At 56.8% G+C, this 24760-nt stretch carries 20 protein-coding genes and 1 tRNA gene; 15 read left to right on the forward strand and 6 right to left on the reverse strand.

The genetic code is table 11. The features are described from left to right. Positions 1–155 precede the first annotated feature (155 nt). The 3 genes from AC5RE1_RS09370 to AC5RE1_RS09380 are packed head-to-tail and all read right to left on the reverse strand — an operon-like array spanning position 156 to position 4217. Positions 156–626: a response regulator gene (locus tag AC5RE1_RS09370; protein WP_006680625.1), complete on the reverse strand. Its 471-nt coding sequence runs from the start codon at positions 624–626 to the stop codon at positions 156–158. Next, a complete protein-coding gene (locus tag AC5RE1_RS09375) occupies positions 623–2809 on the reverse strand; it encodes a sensor histidine kinase (RefSeq protein WP_219585570.1) in 2187 nt (728 codons plus the stop codon). The genes AC5RE1_RS09370 and AC5RE1_RS09375 overlap by 4 nt, the downstream gene beginning before the upstream one ends. Position 2810: 1 nt before the next feature. Beyond that, positions 2811–4217, reverse strand: coding sequence for an SLC13 family permease (locus AC5RE1_RS09380; RefSeq protein ID WP_179370314.1), 1407 nt, complete (start codon positions 4215–4217; stop codon positions 2811–2813). 32 nt (positions 4218–4249) lie between these two features. Here AC5RE1_RS09380 and AC5RE1_RS09385 point away from each other — a divergent pair, with 32 nt between their 5' ends. The 6 genes from AC5RE1_RS09385 to AC5RE1_RS09410 all read left to right on the forward strand — a co-directional run bounded on the left by AC5RE1_RS09385 (position 4250) and on the right by AC5RE1_RS09410 (position 8738). Then, positions 4250–4384 (forward strand): hypothetical protein, encoded by a 135-nt coding sequence (locus tag AC5RE1_RS09385; protein WP_257878460.1) that lies wholly within the window; start codon positions 4250–4252, stop codon positions 4382–4384. A gap of 80 nt (positions 4385–4464) precedes the next feature. After that, positions 4465–6561 carry an ABC transporter ATP-binding protein gene (locus AC5RE1_RS09390; protein ID WP_179370096.1) on the forward strand — a complete coding sequence of 699 codons (2097 nt, stop codon included), beginning with the start codon at positions 4465–4467 and terminating at the stop codon, positions 6559–6561. Beyond that, entirely contained in the window at positions 6558–7334 is a 777-nt protein-coding gene (locus AC5RE1_RS09395) for a CbiQ family ECF transporter T component (protein WP_219585569.1), read from the forward strand. Before AC5RE1_RS09390 ends, AC5RE1_RS09395 begins: the two co-directional genes overlap by 4 nt. A 96-nt stretch (positions 7335–7430) precedes the next feature. Then, a tRNA-Leu gene (locus tag AC5RE1_RS09400) sits at positions 7431–7517 on the forward strand. Positions 7518–7966: 449 nt separating this feature from the next. Continuing rightward, a complete protein-coding gene (locus tag AC5RE1_RS09405) occupies positions 7967–8176 on the forward strand; it encodes a cold-shock protein (protein ID WP_006680620.1) in 210 nt (69 codons plus the stop codon). 334 nt (positions 8177–8510) lie between these two features. Continuing rightward, the gene (locus AC5RE1_RS09410; protein WP_006680619.1) at positions 8511–8738 is read left to right on the forward strand and encodes a hypothetical protein; all 228 of its coding nucleotides are present in this window, start codon (positions 8511–8513) and stop codon (positions 8736–8738) included. 308 nt (positions 8739–9046) lie between these two features. Here the strand turns inward: AC5RE1_RS09410 and dnaB are convergent, their stop codons facing one another. Next, positions 9047–10381: a replicative DNA helicase gene (dnaB, locus tag AC5RE1_RS09415; RefSeq protein ID WP_006680618.1), complete on the reverse strand. Its 1335-nt coding sequence runs from the start codon at positions 10379–10381 to the stop codon at positions 9047–9049. Positions 10382–10624: 243 nt separating this feature from the next. Between dnaB and AC5RE1_RS09420 the strand changes: the two genes are divergently transcribed. The 5 genes from AC5RE1_RS09420 (at position 10625) to rplI (ending at position 14033) form a co-directional block, all read left to right on the forward strand. Next, entirely contained in the window at positions 10625–12136 is a 1512-nt protein-coding gene (locus AC5RE1_RS09420) for an MATE family efflux transporter (RefSeq protein ID WP_218840470.1), read from the forward strand. 225 nt (positions 12137–12361) lie between these two features. After that, positions 12362–12652 carry a 30S ribosomal protein S6 gene (gene rpsF / locus AC5RE1_RS09425; RefSeq protein WP_006680616.1) on the forward strand — a complete coding sequence of 97 codons (291 nt, stop codon included), beginning with the start codon at positions 12362–12364 and terminating at the stop codon, positions 12650–12652. Between the two features lie 39 nt (positions 12653–12691). After that, entirely contained in the window at positions 12692–13228 is a 537-nt protein-coding gene (locus AC5RE1_RS09430) for a single-stranded DNA-binding protein (protein WP_006680615.1), read from the forward strand. Positions 13229–13311: 83 nt separating this feature from the next. Beyond that, positions 13312–13554 (forward strand): 30S ribosomal protein S18, encoded by a 243-nt coding sequence (rpsR, locus tag AC5RE1_RS09435; protein ID WP_006680614.1) that lies wholly within the window; start codon positions 13312–13314, stop codon positions 13552–13554. A 20-nt stretch (positions 13555–13574) separates the two neighbouring features. Beyond that, positions 13575–14033 (forward strand): 50S ribosomal protein L9, encoded by a 459-nt coding sequence (gene rplI, locus AC5RE1_RS09440; protein WP_006680613.1) that lies wholly within the window; start codon positions 13575–13577, stop codon positions 14031–14033. Between the two features lie 120 nt (positions 14034–14153). Here the strand turns inward: rplI and AC5RE1_RS09445 are convergent, their stop codons facing one another. Next, a complete protein-coding gene (locus AC5RE1_RS09445) occupies positions 14154–16577 on the reverse strand; it encodes a transglycosylase domain-containing protein (RefSeq protein WP_006680612.1) in 2424 nt (807 codons plus the stop codon). 248 nt (positions 16578–16825) lie between these two features. After that, complete coding sequence (locus AC5RE1_RS09450) at positions 16826–18382, reverse strand: CCA tRNA nucleotidyltransferase (RefSeq protein ID WP_050998782.1); 1557 nt, start codon at positions 18380–18382, stop codon at positions 16826–16828. 223 nt (positions 18383–18605) lie between these two features. Between AC5RE1_RS09450 and AC5RE1_RS09455 the strand changes: the two genes are divergently transcribed. The 4 genes from AC5RE1_RS09455 to AC5RE1_RS09470 are packed head-to-tail and all read left to right on the forward strand — an operon-like array spanning position 18606 to position 24729. After that, positions 18606–19130 carry an NUDIX hydrolase gene (locus AC5RE1_RS09455; RefSeq protein ID WP_006680610.1) on the forward strand — a complete coding sequence of 175 codons (525 nt, stop codon included), beginning with the start codon at positions 18606–18608 and terminating at the stop codon, positions 19128–19130. Beyond that, a complete protein-coding gene (locus AC5RE1_RS09460; RefSeq protein ID WP_493938781.1) occupies positions 19131–21401 on the forward strand; it encodes a DUF6049 family protein in 2271 nt (756 codons plus the stop codon). Further along, on the forward strand, positions 21398–23152 hold the full coding sequence (gene murJ / locus AC5RE1_RS09465) for a murein biosynthesis integral membrane protein MurJ (protein WP_493938783.1): 1755 nt from the start codon (positions 21398–21400) through the stop codon (positions 23150–23152). Before AC5RE1_RS09460 ends, murJ begins: the two co-directional genes overlap by 4 nt. 29 nt (positions 23153–23181) lie before the next feature. Beyond that, a complete protein-coding gene (locus tag AC5RE1_RS09470) occupies positions 23182–24729 on the forward strand; it encodes a hypothetical protein (protein WP_179370091.1) in 1548 nt (515 codons plus the stop codon). The last annotated feature ends 31 nt before the right edge of the window (positions 24730–24760 follow it).

A 24760-nucleotide genomic window follows, 5' to 3' on the forward strand; every position in this document is an offset into this window, starting at 1 on the left:
TTCATATGGATGCACCCACCACACCGAGCTCCACGGGGCTCATCAGCCAGAAGACACCTGCACAACTCGTCGCAATGGCAACGAATACAGTCTTAGCTGAAACGACGCGGGGCCGGGGTGCAACGCCCCCGGCCCCGGCCTCGTGAATACAGAAACTAGCGGATAGCCTCCATGATTCGCACGCCATCGAGAAGTGGCATGTACGGTAGCGGATCAACCTCAGCCTCAAGGACAAAACTTGTCAACTGATCACGCACAACGGCGCGTAGAGCATCTGCATCCCACGGCTTGGAAATGTAGTGGTCCAAGCCTGCTTCGTTCAGTGCACGGATCGTGTCATCTTGATCAGCCTGACCGGTAACCAAGACCGTGCGAGCCAGCTCGAAGCGATAGTCCTTCGTCAGCTCAATGAGGAAGTCAACGCCGGAACGACCGGGCAGCCGATGGTCCGACAAGACCAACGCCAACTGATCGTCGTCCGCCTCGATATCTTCCACCGCAGCCCACGCATCGTCCGCATCTTCGGCGACCTCAAGCCTGATCTTCGACCAGAATTCTTCAAGGTCACGCTCGATCGCGTCGCGCACGTCTGCTTCGTCTTCGAGAACCAGAATTGCCAGTGTCATCGTTCTACCTCCATTGGTGTGGACGCTTCGTGGGTTGAATGGTCGGCGGGGGAATCTGCGCCGGTCTGAGAAGAATGGGTACCAGTGACACTCTCAGTAGCAGAATCACCAATCATCGGGAATCGGGCTGTCATCACCGTACGCCCTGGGCGAGATTCAACGGTGAGCTCGCCACCGTGGTCGGCAATGATCGACCGAACAATGGACATTCCCATGCCTAAGCCGAATCGAACCATGCCCGCCTTCGTGGTGAAGTGTGGTTCAAAAATCTTATCCACCAGTTCCGGCGAAATGCCAGGCCCGTTATCGCCGATGACGACGCAGACGTGACCATCCTCAACCCGGGTGGTGATGTCGATCTGCGCGGGGGCTTCACCGCGGGCAGGCGCACATTCTTCACCTTTCGCTCGCCGATCTTTGATAGCGTCGCGCTCATCGTCAATCGCTTCGGCAGCGTTGACCAGAATGTTGGTCCACACCTGCTGAAGCCTCGAGGGAATCCCCATGATCGGTGGAACATCTTCCTCGTCGCGGGTAACGACGATGTCACGCATCCTGTATCCGGTCAACCGAATAACGTCATCGACTCCTTCACGCACATCGATGGGGTGCAGTTCTACCGCGTCGGGACGCGCGTACCCCTTGAGCGACTTCGTCAGATCGATGACGCGGTCAGAGGCTGCGCGAATAGAACGGAGCGATGAACCGATCCTTGAACCGGATTCGACGACATTAAGCGCCTCGTCTCCCCCGCGCGCCAAAGCTTTGGCCGTCGCAGCCTCCGTCACGCCGGCAAGCATGAGGCGACGCGCCAAGCGCCGGTCTCCGCCCGCCGAAGACAAGAGCGACTTCACAATTTCGCGTTCCGTGGCCGTTGAGCGAGGAGGAGCTTCCAACGCAGAGCGCATGGACGTGCGCGCTGGCTCAAGCGATGGCGACGTAGACAAAACACGGTCGATGTCTTCATTTAAGTGTTCTGCCGCGCGCGCCAGCGCAGTGATCGGATTATTCAGTTCGTGCGCTATGCCTGCCGACAGTTCGCCGAGCATCGCGAACCTCGCCTTATTGACCAATTCCGCCCTGGTGCTTCGAAGGTCTTCAAGTGTGCGCGCCAATTCCTGCTTCTGCCTCTCAAGGTCGGCGGCAAGCATCGCGTTTTCCAAGTGGAGGTCTTCGGCGCGCATCAGTCTGCGAGTCAGCGACTGAATCGCAAGCGCGGCCAGAGGGGTCGCGAGAGACGGTTCTTCAAGCAACGCAATCGACAGCTGTTCGTGGGTCAGCCGGACAACTCGGGCCGTCGACGTTGCAGTCGCCGTGAAGAATGCGTTTTCTCGTCGAGCAAGGGAGACGAGACCAATGAGAGGGCCGGATGATGCAAGGTGCGCAAGGACTTCCCCGCCATTGGAATCACGGTGCAGTGAAACATCGCCGTCGAGCACAAGGTGGACAGCGCCAACCGGCTGGCCCTGAACGGCAAGTTCCGTTCCTGGTTCAATAACGAGGCGCGGTCTGGGACCCAGAACCTTTTCAACGCCAATAAGAAGCTCGCGAACAACATCATGCTCGCTGTGATCAAGGCCTGTCAGCAACGGACCGCGTACGGCGTTCGCTGGTGGATCACCGAGAAGAAGATGGATCTCGTCATCAGTTCGACCGTCTGCTTCAAGGTGGCCCACCATCGTCGAATATGACTGGCCCAGAAGAAGCGGAACAGTCCAGGGAACCGAAATCACGGACGCCAAACGGTCGGACGTGGTCGCTCGTGCCAAGTCGGTGTGCTCGTCCTGATCCGTCACCACCAGCCAGCGGGTGGGCTCCAGAATTGGACGACCGTCCATTTGATCCAGCAGATCATCGATCTGAGTGACTTCGGACGTCACCAGACCTAAGACCACGTGGTCAGCCGGGCCCAGGGAGGCATCGTAAATATTCAGGTCAGCGCCAGAATCGATGCGATCCAGACAAAGATTCGGGAATGCGATCCCCATATCCGTTGTCAGTTGGCGAGCAAGACCCCTCGAGTCATCACCGATGACAAGGATGTGGACGTGCGCATCCTGCTTGTGCCCTCTTTCGCGGACATTCGAGCGCTCCCACGGATCTTGCTTGTTCAGCACACAATTATGCAGACCTCGCGGGGCCTCGCCCCCGGGCGGAACTGAATCAGAACCCACGGTGACCATCTCAGATCACTCCGAGTGCGCCCCACGTTAGCGGTGCAACGAAAGAGAGCAGGACGACGCCCAAGACACCAACAACGATGCCAACGATCGCCATTTCGCGAGTCGGCGTTGTCCCCGTCGAGTAGGCGATCGCGTTCGGCGGAGTCGAAATCGGAAGGCACATACCCAACGAGCAACCGAGTGCCAAGACGATAGCGATTTCGGTAGCCGGCGTTGAAATCGTCGTAGCCAAGCCCATACCCATCGGAATCAAGAGGTTTGCCGACGCAGAGTGCGAAATAACGTTCGAGGTCACCCAACCAACCAGGGCAAGCACCAAGAGGAGCATGATCGTCGGGATCGATCCCCACTGGATAGAGCCAAGCATCCACTTATCCAAGCCCGTGTTACCAACGCCGGACCCAAGAGCGATACCACCTGCGACCAGCCACAACACAGGCCAGTCGAGGGCTCGAAGGTCGTCACCGCTCATAACCTTAAAGACCATCAGTGCAACGACAGGGAAGAAACCAACGATATTCGCCGACACACCGTGGAGCGATTCAGTCATCCAGAGCAGGATCGTCAGAAGCGAAACGACATAGAAGATCTTCGCGTTTCGCGACATATCGAACGTGGCCGTCATATCAATGTCGAACTGCGCATCCTTGGGAATGTAGCGCCACGAAATAAACAACCACGAGACCGCCAAAACAATCAGCATCAACGGAACAGCGGCGATCATCCAGTCAAGGAACGTCACGGAAATACCCGCAGTCTGCAGTGCGCCCAGGGCGATTGCATTCGGGGGCGTACCGACCGGCGTTCCCATACCGCCCACGTTGGCGGCGACGGGGATCGACAGTGCAATGCCTGTTCTTGCCTTACCTTCGGGCAACGCCATGATGACCGGCATCATGACCGCGAACATCGTGGCGGTCGTTGCCGTATTCGACATGAACATACTCATCAGAGCGGTAATGAGCATGACGCCCATGACCGTCAAGCGTGGTTTGCCCAGGAATGGCTTCAACAGGACAGCTGAAAGCGCGCGGTCCACTTTATATTTCGCCGCGCCATCGGCCACCATGAAACCACCCAAGAACAGGATGATCACAGGGTTGGCGAGCGCTCCGAAGAAGACGGTGTATTTGGGTGCTTCTTCACCGACGGGAATAATCGCATGGTCGGACACGAAAAGAACTTCGAGAAAAATCACCAGCGTCGCAGTCGCTGCCAGCGGAATCGCTTCGGTCACCCAGAGGAGGATCGCGGCAAGAAAGATGCCGAACATACGCGAGCCTTCGACTTCCAGCCCGGGAAGACGCACGAATAGGAAGGTGATGATAGCGATTGCTGCGCTAATCTGTCCGAAGAGTTTCAGCGGGCTAATCCCGTTTTCTTTCTTCGGTTTTTGGCGCGTAGTCATGTTCTGGGCAGAACGCGGATTCACTTCCACATGTGAGTGGCGCGAATGATGAAGGTGATGAGAGCGACTCATGGGATGAAGACCTCGTTGTCTTTGAAAATGCCGACCGTCATGCCGATTTTATGTTGCCCGTCACAGAAAATCTGCTGGTCGAACAACAACGCTGAAATTGTTAACAAATAACCGATATCCGCGGGCGTGCTTAGCCCACTGCGCACAAATGCCCCGTTCAAGGCACACTTAAACCATGAGTAAACGGCGCACTCCCCTAGCCCCCGCAGAAGTCGCAACCGGCGGCATTCTGGCGGGACTGTCGATTGCACTCGGACTCGCAGGAACGGTCATACCCGTGCTCTCCATCTTCTTCACAATCGGGTCAACAATCCCGATTGCGATGATCACCGCCCATATGCGCCCGCGCGCCAGCCTTGGCACCGCTCTCATCACGATCTTGATGTCACTGGCAGTCGGCGGTATCCAAAGCGCGCAGACCGTCGCTCAGGCTGTCGCCGTCGGCCTTGTTGTCGGCTACCTCGCGCGCAAAGAAGCCCACCGCGCTTTCGTTTACGGCGTGGCACTGTTGCTTGGCATCGCAGGCGGGGCCCTCACATGGCTCCTGCTTCTTGTACTTTCTGAATCGCGGAACCTCGTCCTTGAATCACTGCGCACAACGACCAACGGGTACATTGCCCTGATCGGGAAGATTCCCGCGCTGGCACCACAAACGGACGCCGTTCAGGCAATCATCAACACCTGGATTGAGCACTGGTACTACTGGATTCCACCCCTTGGAGCTCTTGGCATTTTTGTGTTGACGCTAGTTGCTCACTGGCTGACGATGAAGGTTCTACGTCGTATCACGATTACTGCGCCGTGGGATCCGTTGGTGGACACGGCAAACCGCGAGCGCACTGACACCCCGACTACCCCCGACCCGTTCCCTATTTCATTGCGTGATGTCACCTTCACCTACCCGGGGTCTGATACTCCGGCTTTGCGAGGGATCACCCTCGATATCAGTGATGGCTTCACGGTGATCGCGGGCCCGAACGGATCCGGCAAGTCCACCCTCTCCCTTGTCCTCGCTGGCGCGCAACCGACAAGCGGGCAGGTGATTCGACCTGGTGGTGTCGGTTTGGGGGACGAGGCCGGAACTGCTGTTGTCGCTCAACGTTCTGAGTTGCAGTTCCTCGGTGACACGGTGGCCGAGGATATTGCATGGGGAATGAGTGACGATGAGCGTGCTTCGCTGGACCTTCCCGAGCTTCTTCACACTGTCGGTTTGGAGGGTCTTGAAGATGCTTCTCCCCGACGTTTGTCCGGCGGTCAGTTACAGCGCCTATCTTTGGCTGGTGCTCTTGCGCGTAAGCCTCGCGTGCTCATTTCCGATGAATCCACGGCGATGATTGATTCGCCTGGCCGGCGCGAGCTTCTTGAGGTTCTGCATGGTCTGCCCGCTTTAGGAACGTCCGTCATTCATATTACGCACGATGCAACCGAAGCAAGTAGTGCTGACACGCTGATTCGTCTGCGCGATGGGCACATCGATACTTCTGATGCACCCGACCCTCTTGAAGATACGTACTCGCAGGTCACACCTGTTATTGAGCGGAGCATTGCAGTTCCTCAGCCCTATCAGGGCGGGTCAATTGACCACCTGTGGGTGAAGAATGTCGGGCACGCCTACGATGTTGGATCCCCGTGGGAAAACACGGTTCTCAGTGACGTCTCATTTATTGTTTCGCCCGGTCAAGCACTACTGATCACCGGCGAGAACGGGTCAGGCAAGTCCACCTTGGCACGGATTCTAACCGGGTTGATGCGACCAACGTGGGGCGAGTGCACGCTTGGTGGCTCCCCTGTTTCTCTTCGAGTGGGTGACGTCGGGTTAGCGCGACAGTTCGCGCGCCTACAACTACAACGTCCAACGGTCGCAAAGGATATTTTGGCGGCCGCGAAAGTGGGTGCAGCTGTCGGCTCGTCCGATTCGGCTCGCCGCCACCGAGGCGCCTCGTCGACTCTGGTTGATTCTGACCAGCTTGTCGCTAAAGCCTTGGCCGAAGTGGGACTGCCCGGCGACCTTGCATCGCGCAACGTTGATGATCTTTCCGGCGGTCAGATGCGTCGCGTCGCCCTGGCGGGAGTGTTAGCGTCACACCCGAAAGTGTTGGTGCTAGATGAACCTTTCGCTGGGCTTGATGTCGAATCGCGACGCTTGCTCAGTGACGTGTTGAGAAAGCGGAGAGCGGACGGGCTTGGGCTGATCATCATTTCGCACGATACGGATGAGCTGATCGATCTGGTCGATAATCACCTGCATCTTGCCCAGGGGGTGATCCGATGACGCGCGCGCGTTCACGTAAGGCACATCGCCCCAGCGGATTCACTCTGCCCCGCCCGCTTCCATGGACGTCGCCTCTGACGCGGACCAGCCCGGAAGTCATGATCGTCTGCTGGACGGTACTCACATCGTTCCTGCTCGTATGGCCGAAGTGGCCGACGCTTGGACTGGTCGCTATCCCCCTAATCCTGGCAACCGTGATCTCACGCGTTCCACCGAAGGCCGTTCGCATTCCCCCACTCTGGTTCTGGTCGGGCGTGATCGGCGGATTCATTGGCGCGTCGATCGGCGGAGGTTTCTGGGTTTTCCTGCGACTCTGCGTGCTTGCTCTGCTCGTGTTATGGGGAACGTACCTGCTGGCGTGGACATTCTCTACCGCGCGCCTCGCAACTGCGTTGTCGCACCTGATCTATCCACTGAAGTGGATTGGTGCTCCCGTTGATGAGTGGGCTGCGATGATGGCACTCGCCCTCAAGTCGCTTCCCATATTGGGCGATCAAGCATCCGCCGTCGTAGACACTGCGCGCCTCAGGATGGGCAACGATCTCATGCGAGCATCGTTTACGACGCTAGTGAAAGCCGGGATCGACATCATCACGGCGTGCCTATCGGCGGCATCGCGAAGCGCCGTCGACACGGGACGCGCAATGAGTCTTCGCGGTGGCACCCTGTTCACCCGCGGAAAAGGCAGTCAACTGAACTGGCCAGACCTCGTCGTCATCCTCATCGTCGTAGCCGACGTTACGGGAATTGTCGCAGCGCACCTGCTGGTGTGATACGCGCGTGCACGCCCCGATATTCCAACATAATTGGACAGGAAGTATCTTCCATTTGACGTGCACACACTTTTGCCCGTAATCTTTTCAACGCACGCGCGAGTGGCGGAATAGGCAGACGCGCACGGTTCAGGTCCGTGTCCCAGAAATGGGGTGGGGGTTCAACTCCCCCCTCGCGCACCACGTGTTTCTTAGCTGAAAAGCTATCTTCGGCAGATTTGCCGGCACCCCCTATATTCACCCTTGGGTGAAGTACATCCTCTTTTCTTCCCTTCTTTTTCGTTACACCCGAGGTTTCCCTGCGGGCGCAGATGAAGTTCGCAGACGTCGACGGTCTCGTCAATCATTCACGTGGCCACGCACACCGGCGTACCCCTACCACTAAAAGTGGGCGCGAAACCAATTACATGACATGCCCCATGAAAGTGCCCGCGATAGCACTTTATTGATGGGGGTGGGGTAGCGTTAAACGCGTAGTTACACAGTTTCATTGCAGTACCCCACGTTTTTCCAAGTGTTTTTCGTTGTGTGTGCAGGAGGTTGGGTCACTATGCCGTCGCCGAACTCGGCACGGTACGACTGCTCCTAGTTCTTTCCTTATTGCTTGGGGCGCACACAGATTGGAAACACCCATGACCACTGGTGTTGTGAAATGGTTCAACGACGACAAGGGCTTCGGCTTCATCACTCCCGATGATGGCTCCGCAGACGCTTTCGCTCACTTCTCAAACATCGTTCAGGCGTCTGGCCGTCGCACCTTGATCGAAGGCGAAAAGGTTGAGTTTGACGTCACCGCAGGTCCGAAGGGCCCGCAGGCTGAGAACATCCAGCGTCTCGGCTGAAACTCTACGTTTTCACTTCACTGCTCGGCGCATACTGGCGTGATCGGTAGCGATCATCGTGATCGCATGCTCGCGCACAGATAGCCGAAACAGGACAGAGGATCCCCGAGCTTTACAGCTCGGGGATTGTTGTATGCACTTTGGCCTCACACATGCTTGGCAGGCCGTAGCTTTGCGTCAAAGATGTGATGTCAGGCTCAACAGTGGAAACGTTTCCGACACTTTGCTAAATTAAATGGTGCTGGACGAGGTTAGTTCCTCGGTAGCGAAACTGACACATTGCCGTGCGGGGCATGTTCAGTGCTTCGCATAGCGCTGAACAAAGGAAACCACCATGGCTCACATCGTCAAGTCTGAAATCTCCCGCGCCTCTTGGCAGACCACCGCTGATGTCACCGCTCTGGTCGTCGCAGTCGTCATCCTCGCAACCCTCGGTATTGCAGGCGCCCTCGCCGCATCTTCCCCCCTCTCCGTTGCAATCGCAGCGCTGGTCGGCCTGACTGCAATCCTGTTCGTTCCCGCAACCTACGCAATCTCGCAGCAGCAGAACGAAACTCTCTGATAGGTAATTCGGGGCGCGCAAAGAGGCGCGCCCCCGCATAGTCGCGCGACGCCAGTTCGTCGCGCTTTTTGTTTGCCTTCTTCCGGCTCGTCCGCATTCCGCTTCTCTAGAACCACTCTTCAACTTCCCTGACACACGTTGCTTCCCCGGCGCCCGGCTTCCCCATTCACGTCGCGTCGCTCGCGTAAGCAGATGCGCAAGGTGCGCGAGCAGATTGCCGGTACGCCTGACGCCGATTGACGAGGCCACGCTCGCCCACACATCTCGATTCACCGTTGGTGGCGCGCGACGGGTGGGGCCGATGCCGATTAGTCTTCTTCGCGACGCGTGTAGTTGGCGAAGCGCGCCAGGTGTCCTTGGAAGAGCGCAGTGATCGTCTTCGTTGCGCCCGCACGGTGTTTGACGACATGGATTTCTGCTTCGCCCGGACGATCGTCTTCGTTGTAGTAGTCGGGGCGGTGAAGCAGCATGATGATGTCTGCGTCCTGTTCCAGTGATCCGGATTCACGCAGGTCAGACATCATGGGGCGCTTGTCGGTTCGTTCTTCGGACTTACGGTTCAACTGGGCGACTGCGACGACGGGAACGTCGACTTCCTTCGCCAGAAGCTTGAGGCTTCGCGAGATTTGCGAGACTTCCTGCTGACGCGATTCGGCTTTGCCACCAGTTGTCATCAGCTGGAGGTAGTCAACGACGACCAATCCAAGGTTCTGTTCCTGCTTGAGTTGACGGCACTTTGAACGAATTTCCGTCATCGTGATGTTGGCGGAGTCGTCAACGTAGAGGGGAGATTGTGCGACCTTGCCGATGGTGTTGGCGACCTTGCGCCAATCGTCATCGTTCATGGTGCCTTTCTGCATCTTTGTCAGTGGTACGCCGGATTCTGCGGACACCATACGCATGGCGATTTCTTGCTGGCTCATTTCGAGCGAGAAGATCAGTGACGTGATGTCGTGCTTGATTGACGCCGAGCGACAGAAGTCCAGTGCGAATGTGGACTTACCCATTGCCGGTCGGGCTGCAACGATGATCATCTGACCACCCTTGAGGCCCTGCGTCAGGTCATCCAGGTCGGTAAAGCCGGTGGGCACACCGAATAGATCGTCGTTCTTTTGAATGGCTTCAAGGTGTTCAACCAGCGAATTCACCATCGTGTTCATCGACACGTAGTCGGTGGATGCACGGTCGGTAGCGACGGCGAAGATTTCCTGTTGAGCCTGATCGACAAGCTCATCAATTTCCGCGCCTTCTTCGGAGTATCCCAATTGAACGACTCGCGTTCCGGCACTGACCAAGCGTCGCATAATGGATTTTTCGCGAACGATGCGCGCGTAGTAGCCGGCGTTGGCGGCAGTAGGAACCGATGCCATCAATGTGTGCAGGTAGGGCCTGCCACCAATTTTTGTCAGAGTGCCATCGTGCTGGAGCTTGTCAGACACCGTGATGGGATCGGCAACCTGGTTTTGTCCGAAGAGTTCAACGATCGCATCGAAGACAATCTCGTGTTTCATCGAGTAGAAGTCAGATCCACGAATCTCTTCGGTGACATCAACGATCGCGTCAACGGTCAGGAGCATGGAGCCAAGGACAGCAACTTCAGCTTCGTTATCATGCGGTTGGACGCGATCAAACTCTTCTGCCACTGCTTCTCCTTACGCCAGTATCGTGATACTTCGGTGTCTCGCGAGCATAACCCCGCATGGACGTTCTGCCCACTCTCAAGGTGAACTTGAATGGGGATAACGTGCGGAAAAGGTGTGGACAATACAGCGTGTTATCCACAGCATGGTGTGGACAGTATGTGGATAGTTTTACTTGTTGAAGAATGCTACACAAGTCTTTTCGGCGCGATTTACCGAAAGCAATGGTATACGTTGTCCACAGATATGTGCACAGATTGTGGAAAACAAAGTGAAGGAAAAATAGTGGACGACACGCCCAAAGGTTCATCGAACTCTCAACCCCAACTTGAGGCTTCGGCGGCACTGTCTTCACCCTCCACACCATCCGACCAAAAAGCCGAAACCCCCTTCAAAAACGGCAGGATCCAACCCCATAAATACCGCAGTATTACGCGGAAAATCTTCACTTTAGCAATCCCCGCTCTCGGTTCTCTCATCGCCGAACCCCTATTTACTTTCATCGACTCTGCAATGGTGGGAAACCTGGGAACACAGCAGCTCGCAGGGCTTTCCGTAGCCTCCCAGATCCTGCAAACAGTCATTGTTTTATTCGTTTTTCTGGCGTATTCCACAACTTCATTAACAGCTCGGGCGCTCGGTTCGGGGGATAGAGCGCACGCTTTTGCACAAGGCATGAACGCCACGATTTTGGCGCTGGGGCTAGGCATCCTCTCCACCGTCGCTCTCATTGCCAGCGCGAAGCCCCTTGTGGGTCTGTTGACCCAAGATCCCGAGGTCTCCCATCAGGCGACCATGTACCTGATCGCGTCAGCTCCCAGCCTGATCGGCACCCTGGTCGGATTCGCCGTAGTCGGAATGTTGCGTGGCCTTCAGGACACGCGCACACCGCTGATCGTCACCGCTGTCGGCACACTCGTCAACATCGCCTTGAACGCGACGCTGATGTACGGCTTCAAGTTGGGTGTCGCAGGCTCCGGTATCGGCACCTCGGTTTCATTGATCGGCATGGCGAGCGCGTATGTTGCGATCCTCTATTCGCATGCTCGAGCCGAAAAGATCACCCTTCGCCCCGACGCCTCAGGCATCGCGCACGCAGCGATTGAAGGCGCCCCACTGATCGTCCGCGGTGTTGCTCTGCGCGTCGCTGGACTCGCAACGATCTGGCCGGTGTCCCATCTTGGTGCCAGCGAAGTCGCGTCCTACCAGGTGGTCCTGACAATCTGGACTCTCGCATCTTTCATCCTTGATTCGTTAGCAATCGCTTCGCAGTCCCTCGTTGGGTTCGCGGTCGGCAAGGGGTCCTCGTCCGAACTCCGTGAGCTCCTTAAAGTACTGACCATCTGGGGTCTTGGAGTGGGCTTCATCCTGACCGTGCTCATCGCGTTCTTGTCCCCTTGGCTTCCCCTGACATTCGGTTCGGACCCGGTGATGCATGAGCTCGCAAAGTGGGGACTGGCCGCGTCCGTGCTTGGTTTCCCATTCTGCGGTGTGGTGTTCATGCTTGACGGCGTCCTGCTCGGCGCTGGTGACAACATGTTTTTCGCGATTGCGGGTCCCCTCCAGCTGGCCATTCTTCTGCCCGCGCTTGGAGTTGTCGAATACCTCAGGCAGGCGGGCGCTGCCTCGTCGACCATCGTCGTGGGAGTCTGGCTGGCCTACGCCCTCGTCTACCTGGGTGCGCGATTCGCGGCGAACATCTGGCGCACCTGGTTTTCCGAAGGCGGGCTCTTGCGTTCAATGTCAGCTACCTCATAGGTGATTGACGAGGCCCGGTAAAGCACTCACATCGCAGGAAGTGAGTGACACAGCACTACCTGACTCCACTAGCGCGCGGACTCATTTTGACGGTAATCTTGAGTCTTGGATTGTCGTTGCACCAGTAGCGACTTTCCACGCGTTTGCAACCCGCAAATGCACACGCATTACCCTCCTGTCACGGACCGTCCGTGACCGCAAAGACCACAGGAGGTGGGATTAACAGTGCGTAACTACGAACTGATGGTGATCCTCGATCCTTCGATCGATGAGCGCACCGTCGCCCCCACGATGGAAAAGTACCTCGCACCCGTCACCGCAAACGGTGGCTCGATCGAGAACATTGACGTCTGGGGCAAGCGTCGTCTTGCATACGACATCCTCAAGCGCTCCGAAGGGATCTACGTTGTCATTAACATGACCACGACTCCCGATGTCGCGCTCGAGCTCAACCGCCGCATGGGTCTCGACGAGACAATCCTGCGCACCAAGCTCCAGCGCCCCGACGCTCACTGAGTTCAGTTCGATTTTCCACCACCGTCATTAGGAGTTGACATGGCACGAGATACCCAGATCACGATCGTCGGTAACCTCACCGCTGACCCCGAACTTCGTTTCACTAACAGCGGCCAAGCCGTTGTCGACTTCACCGTTGCTTCAACGCCCTCCCAGTACGACTCAAAGTCTGGTCAGTGGCGCGATGGCAACACCCTGTTCATGCGTTGCTCCGCATGGAACGAGTTCGCAGAGAACATCTCCGAATCGCTCCGTAAGGGCATGCGCGTCATCGTCCAGGGCAACCTGGTTCAGCGCAACTTCGAAGACCGTACGGGTGCTCAGCGCACCGTCGTTGAACTCCGCGTCGAAGAAGTTGGCCCATCCTTGCGTTGGGCCCGCGCCGAGGTGACTCGTCAGGAACGTTCCGGCTCCGGCCAAGGACGTGGCGGATACCAGGGTGGAAACCGTAACGCCGGTCAGTCCGGTAGCGGATACGTATCGAACCAAGCCAGCTACAGCGCACCTCAGGGTGGCGCGAACGATGATCCGTGGGGCACTTCCCAGGGTGACTCGTTCGGCGAACCCCCGTTCTGATTGGTGGCCCACGGGCCCACATCAGACACATAGACATCACATGAATTGGGCGGAACATTCCGTCCGGATCCAAGGAGACCATCATGGCGAAGCCTCAACTTCGCAATAAGCCCATCAAGAAAAAGGCCAACCCGCTGAAGTCGGCCAAGATCGAATCGATCGACTACAAGGACACTGCGCTTCTGCGTAAGTTCATCTCTGACCGTGGCAAGATCCGTGCACGTCGCGTCACTGGCGTTTCCGTCCAGGAGCAGCGTCGCATTGCCCGCGCAGTGAAGAACGCCCGCGAAATGGCGCTTCTGCCCTACTCGTCGACCGGCCGCTGATTCGGGGAAGGATACTTATTATGGCTACCACTAAGCTCATCCTCACCCACGATGTTGCCAACCTTGGCAACGCAGGCGAGGTCGTCGAGGTCAAGGCTGGCTTCGCACGCAACTACCTTGTTCCCCGCGGTTACGCGACCAAGTGGACGAAGGGCGCACAGTCGCAGATCGATCAGATCGCAGCTGCACGTCGTCGCCACGAGATCGCAACTGTCGACGATGCTCGCGAACTCCGCGACGTCCTTCAGGCAGCAGAGCCCATCACCGTTTCCGGCAAGGTCGGCCAGTCCGGTCGCCTATTCGGTGCAGTCTCGGCAGCTTCGATTGCTGACGCCGTCAAGGAACAGCTCGGTAAGACCATCGATCGTCGTCGTGTCATCATCGCAGCCCCGATCAAGTCCGTTGGTCAGTACACCGTCTCAGTGAACCTCCACCAGGAAGTTTCCGCGAACCTCAAGGTCCGCGTTGTCGCTGAGTGATTGGCATCCGCCGGTTGTTTACTTGACCGCTGAGTGAGTGAAGTAAACAGCCAGCACATAGCGGTGGGGCCCTACCAGTTGGTAGGGCCCCACCGCTGTTTTACCGGCTAGATGCTTGGACTACGGATTATCCGCAGGCTGCTCAGAATTCTGCCCATTGTGACCGTTCTGACCGCCACCCTGGTTCTGTCCGGAATTGTCAGTCCCGTTCTGGTTCTGCTGATCGGTTCTCGGAGTTGCAGGGGCAGGAGTCTGCTCCGTGGTCTGCCCCTGGGTGTCATTCGACTCAGTGGTCGAGTGCTCCGAAGTTTCAGTCTGAGGAGCTTGCGCACCACTCTGGCTCATGTTCTGTTGATTCGACTTGCGTTTCGGTGCAACGTACCAAGAGAAGGTCTGTTGGCTGAGCGTCGACGAAATCGCCGACATGTATGTGTTCCACACGGTCACAGGCCAGTCACCGCCGTGGAACTGGTCCAAGCCACCGATATTCGCCAGCGACACAGCGTTGCCTTCTTCGTCCGACTGATACATCGAAACAGCGGTCACCAATTCTGGAACGAAACCAATGAACTGGGCTGAAAGCTGGTCATTGGACGTGCCCGTCTTACCTGCAGTCGTAAAACCTGGCAGAGTGGACGACACCGTTTCAGCCGTACCACCCGAAGCGGTCACGGCCTGAAGAGCCGGCATAATTGCCGACACATCGGTTGACGAGAATGCCTGGCGAGCTTCAACGGTCGTCGTAAATATCGTGTTATCCGCTGAGTCAGCCACGGAACGAACGATGTGCGGGGTCATGCGCTGTCCGCCATTGGCGATCGTCGCGTACGCACTTGCTAGATCAATATTGTGGGGTGATGCGAAGCCAAGCACGTTCAGCAGGCTCGATTCCAAGCCGAGCGTAGATTCGGGAATACCAGCATCAATGGCTGCCTGCATCGTGGAAGCCGGACCAATATCCTTGTTCAAGGCGACGAACGAGGTGTTCACCGAATACTCGGTTGCAGTGATCAGATTGATCTTGCCGTAAGACACGTTCGCATTATTTTGAACGGGTTCGGGCAGCCCGGGGAACGACTGCGGAGAAGAACCGCTGTATGTGTCGTAGACAGATCCGCCGGCTCGCGCATTTGCGATGAGCGCAAACGGTTTGAAGCTGGAGCCGGCCATCGCGATATCCTGCGTCACAGCGTTCTGCTGACGAGCCAAGTAGTCATCGCCACCAAATTCAGCAACAATCTCACCCGTTGCAGGGTCAATGGACGACAGGGCAACGTGCATTGTCGCCGGATCCCAACCACTGACCGACGACATCGTCTGAGCGGCTGCAACCGCCTGATCCTGCTTCGTCTGATCGATGGTGGAGGTAATCTTCAAGCCACCCTCGTCGAGGCTTTCCTCCGTGAAAGCGCCCGTGGCGAGCAGTTCTTCCTTCACCTGCTGAATCAGATAGCCGTTGGGACCACTCATTGATTCAGTCTCCAAAGTTGCGGGGTCGATGGTTTCAGGGAAGGTTGCCTCATCAGCTTCCGCCTGCGAAATCCAGCCATCTTCGACCATGAGGTTGAGCACGCGCTCCCAGCGAGTCTTCGCCTGGTCTGCATCAACTGCAGGATCCCACGCGGAAGGCGCTGGGATAATGCCCGCAATCATTGCTGCTTCACTTAACGTCATTTCAGCAGCCGAATGACCGTAGTAAGCCTTTGCTGCCGCTTCAATACCGTATGCGCCACGACCAAAGTAGATCGTATTCATGTAGTTTGCCAGGATTTCGTCCTTGGACTGTTCACGATTGATCTTGATCGCCAGGACCGCTTCTTTTGCTTTACCTTTGTACGAGGTGGTTTCGCCCGTGTAGTAGCGCTCAACGTACTGCTGAGTCAGCGTTGAACCACCCTGACGTGAACCCGTTGTGACGTTGTTGAACAGGGCGCGAGCAATACCCTTCAAATCAACGCCCGAATTGGTGTAGAAGGTCCGGTCTTCCGACGCGACAATTGCCTTGCCGACATAGTCAGGAAGCGTGGTCGTATCAATGATCTCGCGGTTCACTTCACCAAGATCACCGAGCTTGGTCGTGCCATCCGAATAGTAGATGCTCGTCTTTTGAGCGAGCGCCAAGTCAGATGCGGCAGGAATCGTCGCACGTGAATACATGTAAAGGAACAGGCTCGCGCCAGCAATCACCGACAGCAAGAACGCGAAAACAATGGTCAGGCCAATGCGTCGACCCCACCCGGACTTCTTCTTCGCCACGGGTTTTGATTTGGTTGACTGGCCTCGTGACTGAGCGGAAGCCGAAGACGCAGAAGCCGGGCGGGCGGTGGCAGAAGTGACCGGAGCAAAATACCCCTGGCTCGCCTGCGCGCCCACCGAACGACGCTGAGGCGGTTGAGGCGCCTGCTTGGGTGGCTGCGACTGACGCTTACGGGCCTTCGCTACCGCTTCACGGTCGGCCACTTCCTGCGCGGCGCGACGCTGACGCGCATAATCAGCGCGCTTCGGCAGAGGTGAGCCCGGGTTATGACCGGTGGATTGTGCCACGGTTGAGCCTTTCGTCGGACAGTTCTACCACCAGCCTAGGCAGAAAACCTGAGAATCTGCGTGAAGAGTGACGGGGACAACCGAATCATCTTGAGTCTCACGCGAGATAATTCGCGCCCAACAAGAAAGGTGATTGCCCCCGTCACATGGAAGATGGAATCCCTGAGCTTTTGGGCCGAGGTTGCACAGTGAAGAGATGCAGTTAAGACCTCGTAGTTCGCACACTCAAACAGCAACTAGGGCGAAACTTAATCCGCTGATGTTGGCACTGTCTCATCTGCCAACTCAGATTGTCGCTTCGCTTTCGCAGCAGCTTTCTTTGCTCGCTTTTGCGCAACAAGCGACTCCCAGTGCGCCTGCTGAGCCTGATATTCCGCTGCAATCTCGCGGATTTCTTCCGAAGACCACCAGTCGAGCAAAGCTGCCTTTGCCGCCTCTTCACCCATCGGGCCGTTCTCCAGACGCAACTCCATCAGATAGTCGCGCGCGAGCTTGACCGCACGTGACGGACGCAATCCCAGGATTTCCATAATCTGGTCACCATCCAAGTCCGGGCGGATCGCGTCCAACTCTTCCTGCTCGCGCAGAGCAACGATACGGTTTTCCAGATCGTCGTAGGCGCTTGACAGCATCATTGCCTTACGACGATTACGCGTTGTGCAGTCAGCGCGAGTCAGACGATGAAGACGTTCAAGCTGGTCACCCGCGTCAGTAACATAGCGACGAACTGCCGAATCGCTCCAGGCTACTTCCCCGTACCCGTGGAAACGCAGGTGAAGAGACACGAGTTTTTCAACCGCCTGGGTTGTCGCCTTGTCGAACTTCAGAGCGCGCATACGCTTACGCGTCATCTTCGCACCCACGATTTCGTGATGGTGGAACGAGACGGTCCCGTTCTTCTCGAAAACGCGCGTATCGGGCTTGCCCACATCGTGCATCAACGCCGCGAATCGGAGGATGAAGTCGGGGCCGGGCACTGGACCATCCGGGCCGGTCTCCAACGCGATCGCCTGGTCGAGGACGGTCAGAGTGTGCTCGTAGACGTCCTTGTGGCGGTTGTGCTCATCCACAGTTTCCACCAGCGCGGCGAGTTCCGGCAGGACAATCTTGGCAACTCCCGTGTGAACCATCAATTCGAGGCCACGCCTAGGCCAGTGAGAAATGATCAGACGTTGCAGTTCGGCGCAAATTCGTTCTGCTGACACGATTTCAAGACGGGACGCCATTATTTCCATCGCATCCATGACATCCATGTCAACGTCGATACCTAGTTGAGCGCTGAAACGCGCAGCGCGCATGATGCGGAGCGGGTCATCATCAAAGGACTGCTCAGCTGTCACCGGCGTACGCAGGCGCGAGGCCGCGAGGTCTTCCAAACCGTTGTGCGGGTCAACAAGCGTCATGGACGGCAGACGCATCGCCATCGCATTCACGGTGAAGTCACGACGGGTCAGGTCGCCTTCCAGAGTGTCCCCAAAGGCAACTTCTGGTTTGCGTGAACCGACCTCGTACGAATCCGTACGATACGTGGTGACCTCGACGACCACATTCTTACGGCGTCCACCGATCGTTCCGAATTCCTTGCCGATATCCCATACGCCGTCGCCCCACATGGCCAGAAGTTCTTCGGTCTTATCTGGGCGCGCAGACGTTGTCAGGTCAAAATCATGCGGGTCCACACCCAGAAAGGCATCGCGAACCGGACCGCCGACTAGGGCGATCTCTTCTCCTGCATCTTCAAAAACGCGTCCAAGCTCAAGAATCTCCGATGGCAAATTGGCGAAGGCATTTCGAGCATTCACCATCAGCGATGGAATATCGCGAGCAGAGATATCCGCATATACACGTGCGTGAGGGCGCGAGTTAGGCTGATTCGAAAGTGTCGTCTTTTCACTCATCACCCCTAAGCGTGCCACGTTTTGGCGGGAAACTGCCATTAAGAAGCGCGTGAATCTGGTGACGAGTCTGCACACAAGGGCGGTCTGTCACAAAACGTTGCCATCGGACAACTAAAGTGGACGTATGCCTATGCGTCCGACGAATCACAGACAGGGGGTCCCGCGACCCCCGATTCGTCATACGCGCCAGCTTCATTCGTCAACATCGCATCTTCCCGTTTCATCCGAAACGTCGGCCGGTGGCATCGTCATTGACGTTGTGGATGGAATTCCCTACGCCGCGTTGATTGCCAGAAGGAATCGTTCAGGTCGCATCGAATGGTGTCTTCCGAAGGGGCACATTGAACCCGGGGAAACGGCCGAGCAGGCAGCTCTTCGTGAAGTAGCGGAAGAGACCGGTATCCACGGCCAGATTCTGACTCACCTGACCAGCATCGACTACTGGTTCTCAGGCAATGAACGCCGGGTTCATAAGGTCGTTCACCACTACCTGATGCAGTACGTTTCGGGCGAAATCACGGTTGAAAATGACCCTGATCACGAAGCGGAAGCTGCCGCATGGGTTCGTTTGAAAGATCTTCCTCACCAGCTCGCTTACCCGAATGAGCGTCGCATCGTTTCTCTGGCCCTTGATCTTCTCTATCAGGGGCAATAGATGAGGCACGGACTTTTCGCCCGTCGGCTCTTCGCCACGAGTATCCGAAGCGTCGCCCTAGCAACCGCCACCCTTGCCGGCCTTGCCATGGTTGAAAGCAGTGTGGTCGCACCGGCCTCGTTCGGCGATGAAACGGCAGGTGGAACGCAGGCAACTGTCCCGGACCTGTTTGCCAAATCGCAATCATCGAACGGCTTGACCGTGTCGATCGACCAGCTCAGCCCGAAGATTCTGACGAACGAAAGCGAGCTGGTTGTTTCAGGCACAATCACGAACACCGGTGATGAAGCGCTTTCCGCCCCTTTGCTGATGGTCTCGATGGCATTTGGTCCGGCCGATAGTATTCGTGAACTCGCTGATTCTTTGGATGCGTCGACGCGTCCTGGGCGTCTGATCAGCTACGAAGAAACCAGCACGGACATTCCCGGCGGGCAGACCATCCCCTTCGAGGTTCATATTCCAGTTGATCGCCTCGACCTGTATTCGTCCTATGAGTGGGGTCCGCGAGCCCTCGGCGTCGACGTGCTGTCGGGGGATCGCAGTGGCGCGGATCGTACGATTTTTATTTGGGATTCCGGCCAGGAAGTCCAGCCCACACGGGTGAACGCTGTTGTTCCGTGGACCGCGTCGAATTCAAGCAATACCGTGAAAGAGCGTTCGGCGATAACTGAGATTGCTCAGATTCCGGGTACGACGCTGGCTCTTGATTCGACGGTGATTCCTCGTCCAACTCGTGACACGTCGACTTCGAAGGCGGATGCTGACGGATTGTTCGCATCGAAGCTATTGGTGGCTGAACGTGAAATCATCGCGCTTCCCACGGGGGATGCCGATCCCGGCGTGGTTGCGTTGGCGGCAAACGATCAGCTGTCTGCGCTGATGTCCGCGTCGATCAAATCCTTCCCGACGTCGGTGGAAGCAGCTGGGTGGAGCGCAACCGGCGTCGCGATTAAGGGGTACGAGGCCGCGTCTACCGACTTAGCCGAATCCAACCCGCAGAGCGCGACATCGCAGAGCTCTGACCAGTCGGGGGCTACCCAAACCCGGGATGATTTGGCGTCGCAAAGTAAGCCAAACGGTTCACATTCTCAGTCCTCGAACGAAAGTGCTGCGCAGAAGGCGTCAAAAACCCACGCGAATGCAACGATTGTGAAGAATGTGGAGTGGCCGAAAGCTGAAACGTTCAGTACGACCGGGCTGGCCTTGGCTTCCGATAAGGTGACGATCGCTCCGGGCGGTGCGTTGGATCCGGACCCCGAGGTGTCGTTTACGTCCCTTGCTCCCGTTGAAGTGAATTATTCGACGGGTGAAACGTCCACGCAGGGGGCGACGGATTCGACGGCGACTGTTCTTTCAACGAATAAGACGTTGAACGATCTGCTGGGTTGGGAAGTGTCGACCAGCTCGGACGCTCTTGATGTTGACCAGGCACTTGCTGGCGTGTCTGCGATTATTACGCGTGAGCGTCCCAGTGTGTCTCGAACGGTTGAGGTGACGGCGTCGCGCACATTGACCCCGTCTGCTTCGCTTGTTCAGCGTCTGAATTCTTTGCTCCAACAGCGGTGGGTTGAGCCCACGTCGTTTAGCCAGATCGCGTCGTCGCAGGTGACTGACGTTGAGCGTTTCGTTGTTGGACCCGGTCAGCTGTCGGCTGAAACAAGCGCAGCGTTAACAACGCTTGGCGATGCACTGGCACAACTGAAGTCTTTTGCGGATTCAACGTCTGACCCGAAGGCGGTCAACGCGACTCTCCACGATGATATTTTGCCGACGGTGAGTGCGTCGATCAGCGCCGATGAGCAGGTGACGCGCGCATCCCAGTTCAGCGCGAAGGTGTCGCACCTCCGCTCTCTGGTGTCACTGGTGCCTTCAGACACGGTGAATCTGATTAACAAGTCCGCGGATTTTCCGATCCGTGTTCGTAATGATTTGGCGTGGGACGTGAATGTGACGGTCACGATCAACCCATCCGATCCCAGGCTGAAGGTTCGCCAGTCCGCGATCACAACCATTCCTGCGCGAACGGTCACCGCGGTCAACGTTCCCGTGAGTGCCATCGGTTCGGGCGATATTGAAGTCACCTACCAAATCAATACTGCCGACGGCACGCTTCTTACCATTTCGGATAATGTTCTTGTTCGTATGCGTGCCGGCTGGGAAGATGCTTTTACTATTACGGTTGCGATTGCTTTTGGTCTTCTGTTTGTGATCGGCCTAGTCAGGTCGGTACGCAAGCGCCGTGCTGGGCGCGAAGAAGAGGAGAACAAATGACCGAGTCGAACTCTTCGGTTGAACCGCCTCAGGAGCCTCGGAGCCGATCCATCCTGAGGGCCAGCGCGATCATGGCGTCGGGCACGATGGTGTCGCGAATCCTTGGGTTTGTTCGTTCGGCAATGCTTCTTGCTGCGATTGGAGCAGCCGGCGGTGGCGTATCTGCAGCCTTCCAAACGGCGAATACTTTGCCGAACACAGTCTTTAATCTTTTAGCGTCCGGCGTTTTTGATGCGGTTCTTGTTCCACAGATCGTTGGAGCACTGAAGCGGAAGCATGATGGTCAAACCTATGTGAATCGTCTGCTCACTCTTGCTGGGACGCTTCTGTTTATCGTGACGATCGTGGCGATGATTGCCGCTCCGCTGTTGGTCGTGATCACGGCGGCCGGCTACGATGCTCAAACTCGCACGTTGGCGATTCTTTTCGCTTTGCTCTGTTTACCGCAGCTGTTCTTCTACGGCCTGTACAACCTGCTGGGTGAGCTACTGAATGCGCGTGGCGTATTCGGCCCCTACATGTGGGCGCCGGTGGTGAATAACGTTGTTGGTATCGCCGGTTTGGGTGCATTCCTCTTTTTGTGGGGTGGCACCGAAGGACGCATCAATGTCGAGGATCTTTCCGCGACACAATTCTGGCTACTGGGTGGGTCGGCGACGCTGGGCGTGATTGCTCAGGCGCTTGTCTTGTTCATCCCGATGAAACGATCGGGCGTTCATTTCAAGCCTGACTTCCATTTCCGAGGCACGTCATTTGGCTCCACGTCGAAGGTGGCCGGATGGACGTTTGCGACGCTGGGGGTCAGCCAGATTGGTGTCCTGTCGACGAATAACTTGGCCGCTTTGGCCGATGCGTACGCGAAGACGCATGACGGTGTGCTCGTCGGTATTAACGCCTACGCAACCGCTTTCATGATTTTCATGGTTCCGCAGTCGCTGATCACGGTGTCGCTGACAACAGCGATCTTCACTCAAATGGCGCGGGCGGTCGCCGATGATGATGATCGTTCCGTGGCAGCGAGCTACCACCTGGGCGTCCAAACGATTACGTCCCTGACTCTGCTGGCGGCTGCGATCCTAATGGCTGGTTCGGTGCCGATGATGCAGATGGTTCTGTACTCAAAGACGAACCAGGAAGTGATCACCGCGTATGCCTGGGTCCTTGTTGCTTTAATGCCGGGTGTGGCCTCAACGGGCATGGTCTTGATGAGTCAACGTGTTTTCTTCGCTTATGAAGACGTTAAACCAGTGTTCTTGATGGGTATTGGTCCGACCATTCTTCAGGTCATCGTCGGGTGGGGAATGTATGCGATGACGGGTGCTAAGTGGTGGGTTGTTGCCGCTGCTCTTGGTGAAACGGCGTGTCGCATTGTCCAGGGCGTGATTGCGGTGGCGTGGGTGTCGCGTCGTAATTCCTACGTGGATCGTGCCTTGCTTTTGCGTTCCTACAGCGCGTTTGTGGTTTCTGCCGTGCTGGCGGCGCTGTCTTCATTCGGCGCACTAAAGCTGGTGGGAGCGCAGACCCAGACTTCATCGACCCTGCTTCGTTTTGGTGGCGCTTCGTTGAAGCTGATCATGGTTTCACTGGTCGCGTCGATTGTGTACATGGTTGTTCTGAAGCTGATTTCGCCGTCGACAAGCGCGCGCACAATCACTCCGCTACTTCAAAGGTTGCGAGTTCCACTGGTTTTGCGGCACATCCTTGCCACGCCAATACAGCCGAAATCGACTTCTTCAACGATAATGGATTGAGTTTCGTACTTTTTCAACGGAGGATCCCCATGAGCACGGACGGCAAGCCCGATCACGATGAATTGTCGGACGGTACGTCGTCTGAAAACTCACCCACTCTTGCGTCGCCCAACCCTGAGTTGAGCGAAGCCGAACGTGAGATTGCTGTTGCGCTGGCCGCCGCTCTCCCCTCGTTCGACGAGATTCTGGCAGACCCTGAGTCTGATGATTCTGAAGTGGAAGATGGGGACGAGGCCGTGGTCGACTCTTCAGACGTCCAGCTTGATGAAAGCCACGATGACGATGCGGATTCACCCGAGTTTGATGATGTGGTCGTTATCGATGAGCCTGAAGAACCTGTCCTAGGCGAGCAACCGGAAAGCATTGATCAGGATGAGGAGCGCGTCGAAGAAATCGATGATGTCTCTGATGGCGCCGACGATGCTGAGTCCGAACAGGATGAGGACGCTGAAGACGACACTGACGTAGAAGACCGTGAGTCGAGCGACGAGAGTTTTGACGAATCGGAAAATGAAGAATCTGATACTGAAAGCGGCGTGGCGCTCACGGGTTTTGCTGGCCTGATCGCCACGATCAAAGCAAAGTTGTCCGCTTCGAAGACACCTGAAGCGACAGATGACGTTGTTGAGTCTGGCGAAGACGGCGACCTCGACCAAGGCGCTCAGGACGAATCCGATGAAGATAATTCATCCATGCCTTCCGCCCCTGAAGAAGATCGGGGGAACGACGATGAAGGCAGCCTCGTCAATGAGGAAAACAACGAAGCCGAAAAGGCTGACAAGACTGTCACATCGAAGCACTCCACGGGCATTCCCCCGCTGGTGGCACCCGTTGACATGCCACTGGCACCCGAGGCCGATGTGACGACTTCCTTCCCCGGCCCGATTGTTGAGCGTCCCACAGACCATCTGGCTCTTGTGGCCTCCGCGGGTGAAGAGGACCAGCCTCAGCGTGAGCGAGGGCTGATTGATCCGACGAAGCCGACTCTTGTTTTCGCGGCTGTTTTGACTATTCTCGCTGCGATCTTCGGCACGGTGGGTCTGCTGAAACCCGTTGGCTCGCCTGACTTGGCGCAGTCGCTCGCAGACGCACAATCGGCAAACCACATCCAATCCGACGACCAATCGGCAATGCAGGGAACGACTTCTCCGCTTGTTTCTTCCGTATCCGTTCTGTCTTGGTCAAACGATGACGGCGATCACCCGGATACTGCGGTCAACATGATTGACGGCGACCCAGCAACCACGTGGCACTCTCGCTACTACGACACGAATTCTTTCACTGACGACAACACTGTCACCATCATTATCAAGCTCTCTGCAGAAGCAACGGTTTCTCAGATCACGCTGAACATGGATCCGTCCACGTCCGGTGGTGAACTGGTCGTGCGCAACGTCACGGATGCCGATGCTCCTCGGAGAGGAACAGAATTGGCTCGCGGGGCGTTGAGTCCTACAACGGAGATCACCCTTCCTGAACCCGTCACCACGTCGCAGATTGCTCTGTCCTTCGCGACCATGCCGACTTCGGTCGACGGTGACAACTGGGCATGGGTGAGCGAACTCAGCGTTCAGTAGCGATTTCCGCAAAGCGCACTATTGACTGATG

This window comes from Actinotignum sp. usb-actsch-rep-73, from assembly GCF_059082735.1.

Coding starts and splice junctions, on each gene's coding strand:
- AC5RE1_RS09370 (WP_006680625.1), bottom strand. CDS start 626: ATGACACTGGCAATTCTGGTTCTCGAAGACGAAGCAGACGTGCGCGAC.
- AC5RE1_RS09375 (WP_219585570.1), bottom strand. CDS start 2,809: ATGGTCACCGTGGGTTCTGATTCAGTTCCGCCCGGGGGCGAGGCCCCG.
- AC5RE1_RS09380 (WP_179370314.1), bottom strand. CDS start 4,217: ATGACTACGCGCCAAAAACCGAAGAAAGAAAACGGGATTAGCCCGCTG.
- AC5RE1_RS09390 (WP_179370096.1), top strand. CDS start 4,465: ATGAGTAAACGGCGCACTCCCCTAGCCCCCGCAGAAGTCGCAACCGGC.
- AC5RE1_RS09395 (WP_219585569.1), top strand. CDS start 6,558: ATGACGCGCGCGCGTTCACGTAAGGCACATCGCCCCAGCGGATTCACT.
- AC5RE1_RS09405 (WP_006680620.1), top strand. CDS start 7,967: ATGACCACTGGTGTTGTGAAATGGTTCAACGACGACAAGGGCTTCGGC.
- AC5RE1_RS09410 (WP_006680619.1), top strand. CDS start 8,511: ATGGCTCACATCGTCAAGTCTGAAATCTCCCGCGCCTCTTGGCAGACC.
- AC5RE1_RS09420 (WP_218840470.1), top strand. CDS start 10,625: ATGTGCACAGATTGTGGAAAACAAAGTGAAGGAAAAATAGTGGACGAC.
- AC5RE1_RS09430 (WP_006680615.1), top strand. CDS start 12,692: ATGGCACGAGATACCCAGATCACGATCGTCGGTAACCTCACCGCTGAC.
- rpsR (WP_006680614.1), top strand. CDS start 13,312: ATGGCGAAGCCTCAACTTCGCAATAAGCCCATCAAGAAAAAGGCCAAC.
- rplI (WP_006680613.1), top strand. CDS start 13,575: ATGGCTACCACTAAGCTCATCCTCACCCACGATGTTGCCAACCTTGGC.
- AC5RE1_RS09450 (WP_050998782.1), bottom strand. CDS start 18,382: ATGGTGAATGCTCGAAATGCCTTCGCCAATTTGCCATCGGAGATTCTT.
- AC5RE1_RS09455 (WP_006680610.1), top strand. CDS start 18,606: ATGCGTCCGACGAATCACAGACAGGGGGTCCCGCGACCCCCGATTCGT.
- AC5RE1_RS09460 (WP_493938781.1), top strand. CDS start 19,131: ATGAGGCACGGACTTTTCGCCCGTCGGCTCTTCGCCACGAGTATCCGA.
- murJ (WP_493938783.1), top strand. CDS start 21,398: ATGACCGAGTCGAACTCTTCGGTTGAACCGCCTCAGGAGCCTCGGAGC.
- AC5RE1_RS09470 (WP_179370091.1), top strand. CDS start 23,182: ATGAGCACGGACGGCAAGCCCGATCACGATGAATTGTCGGACGGTACG.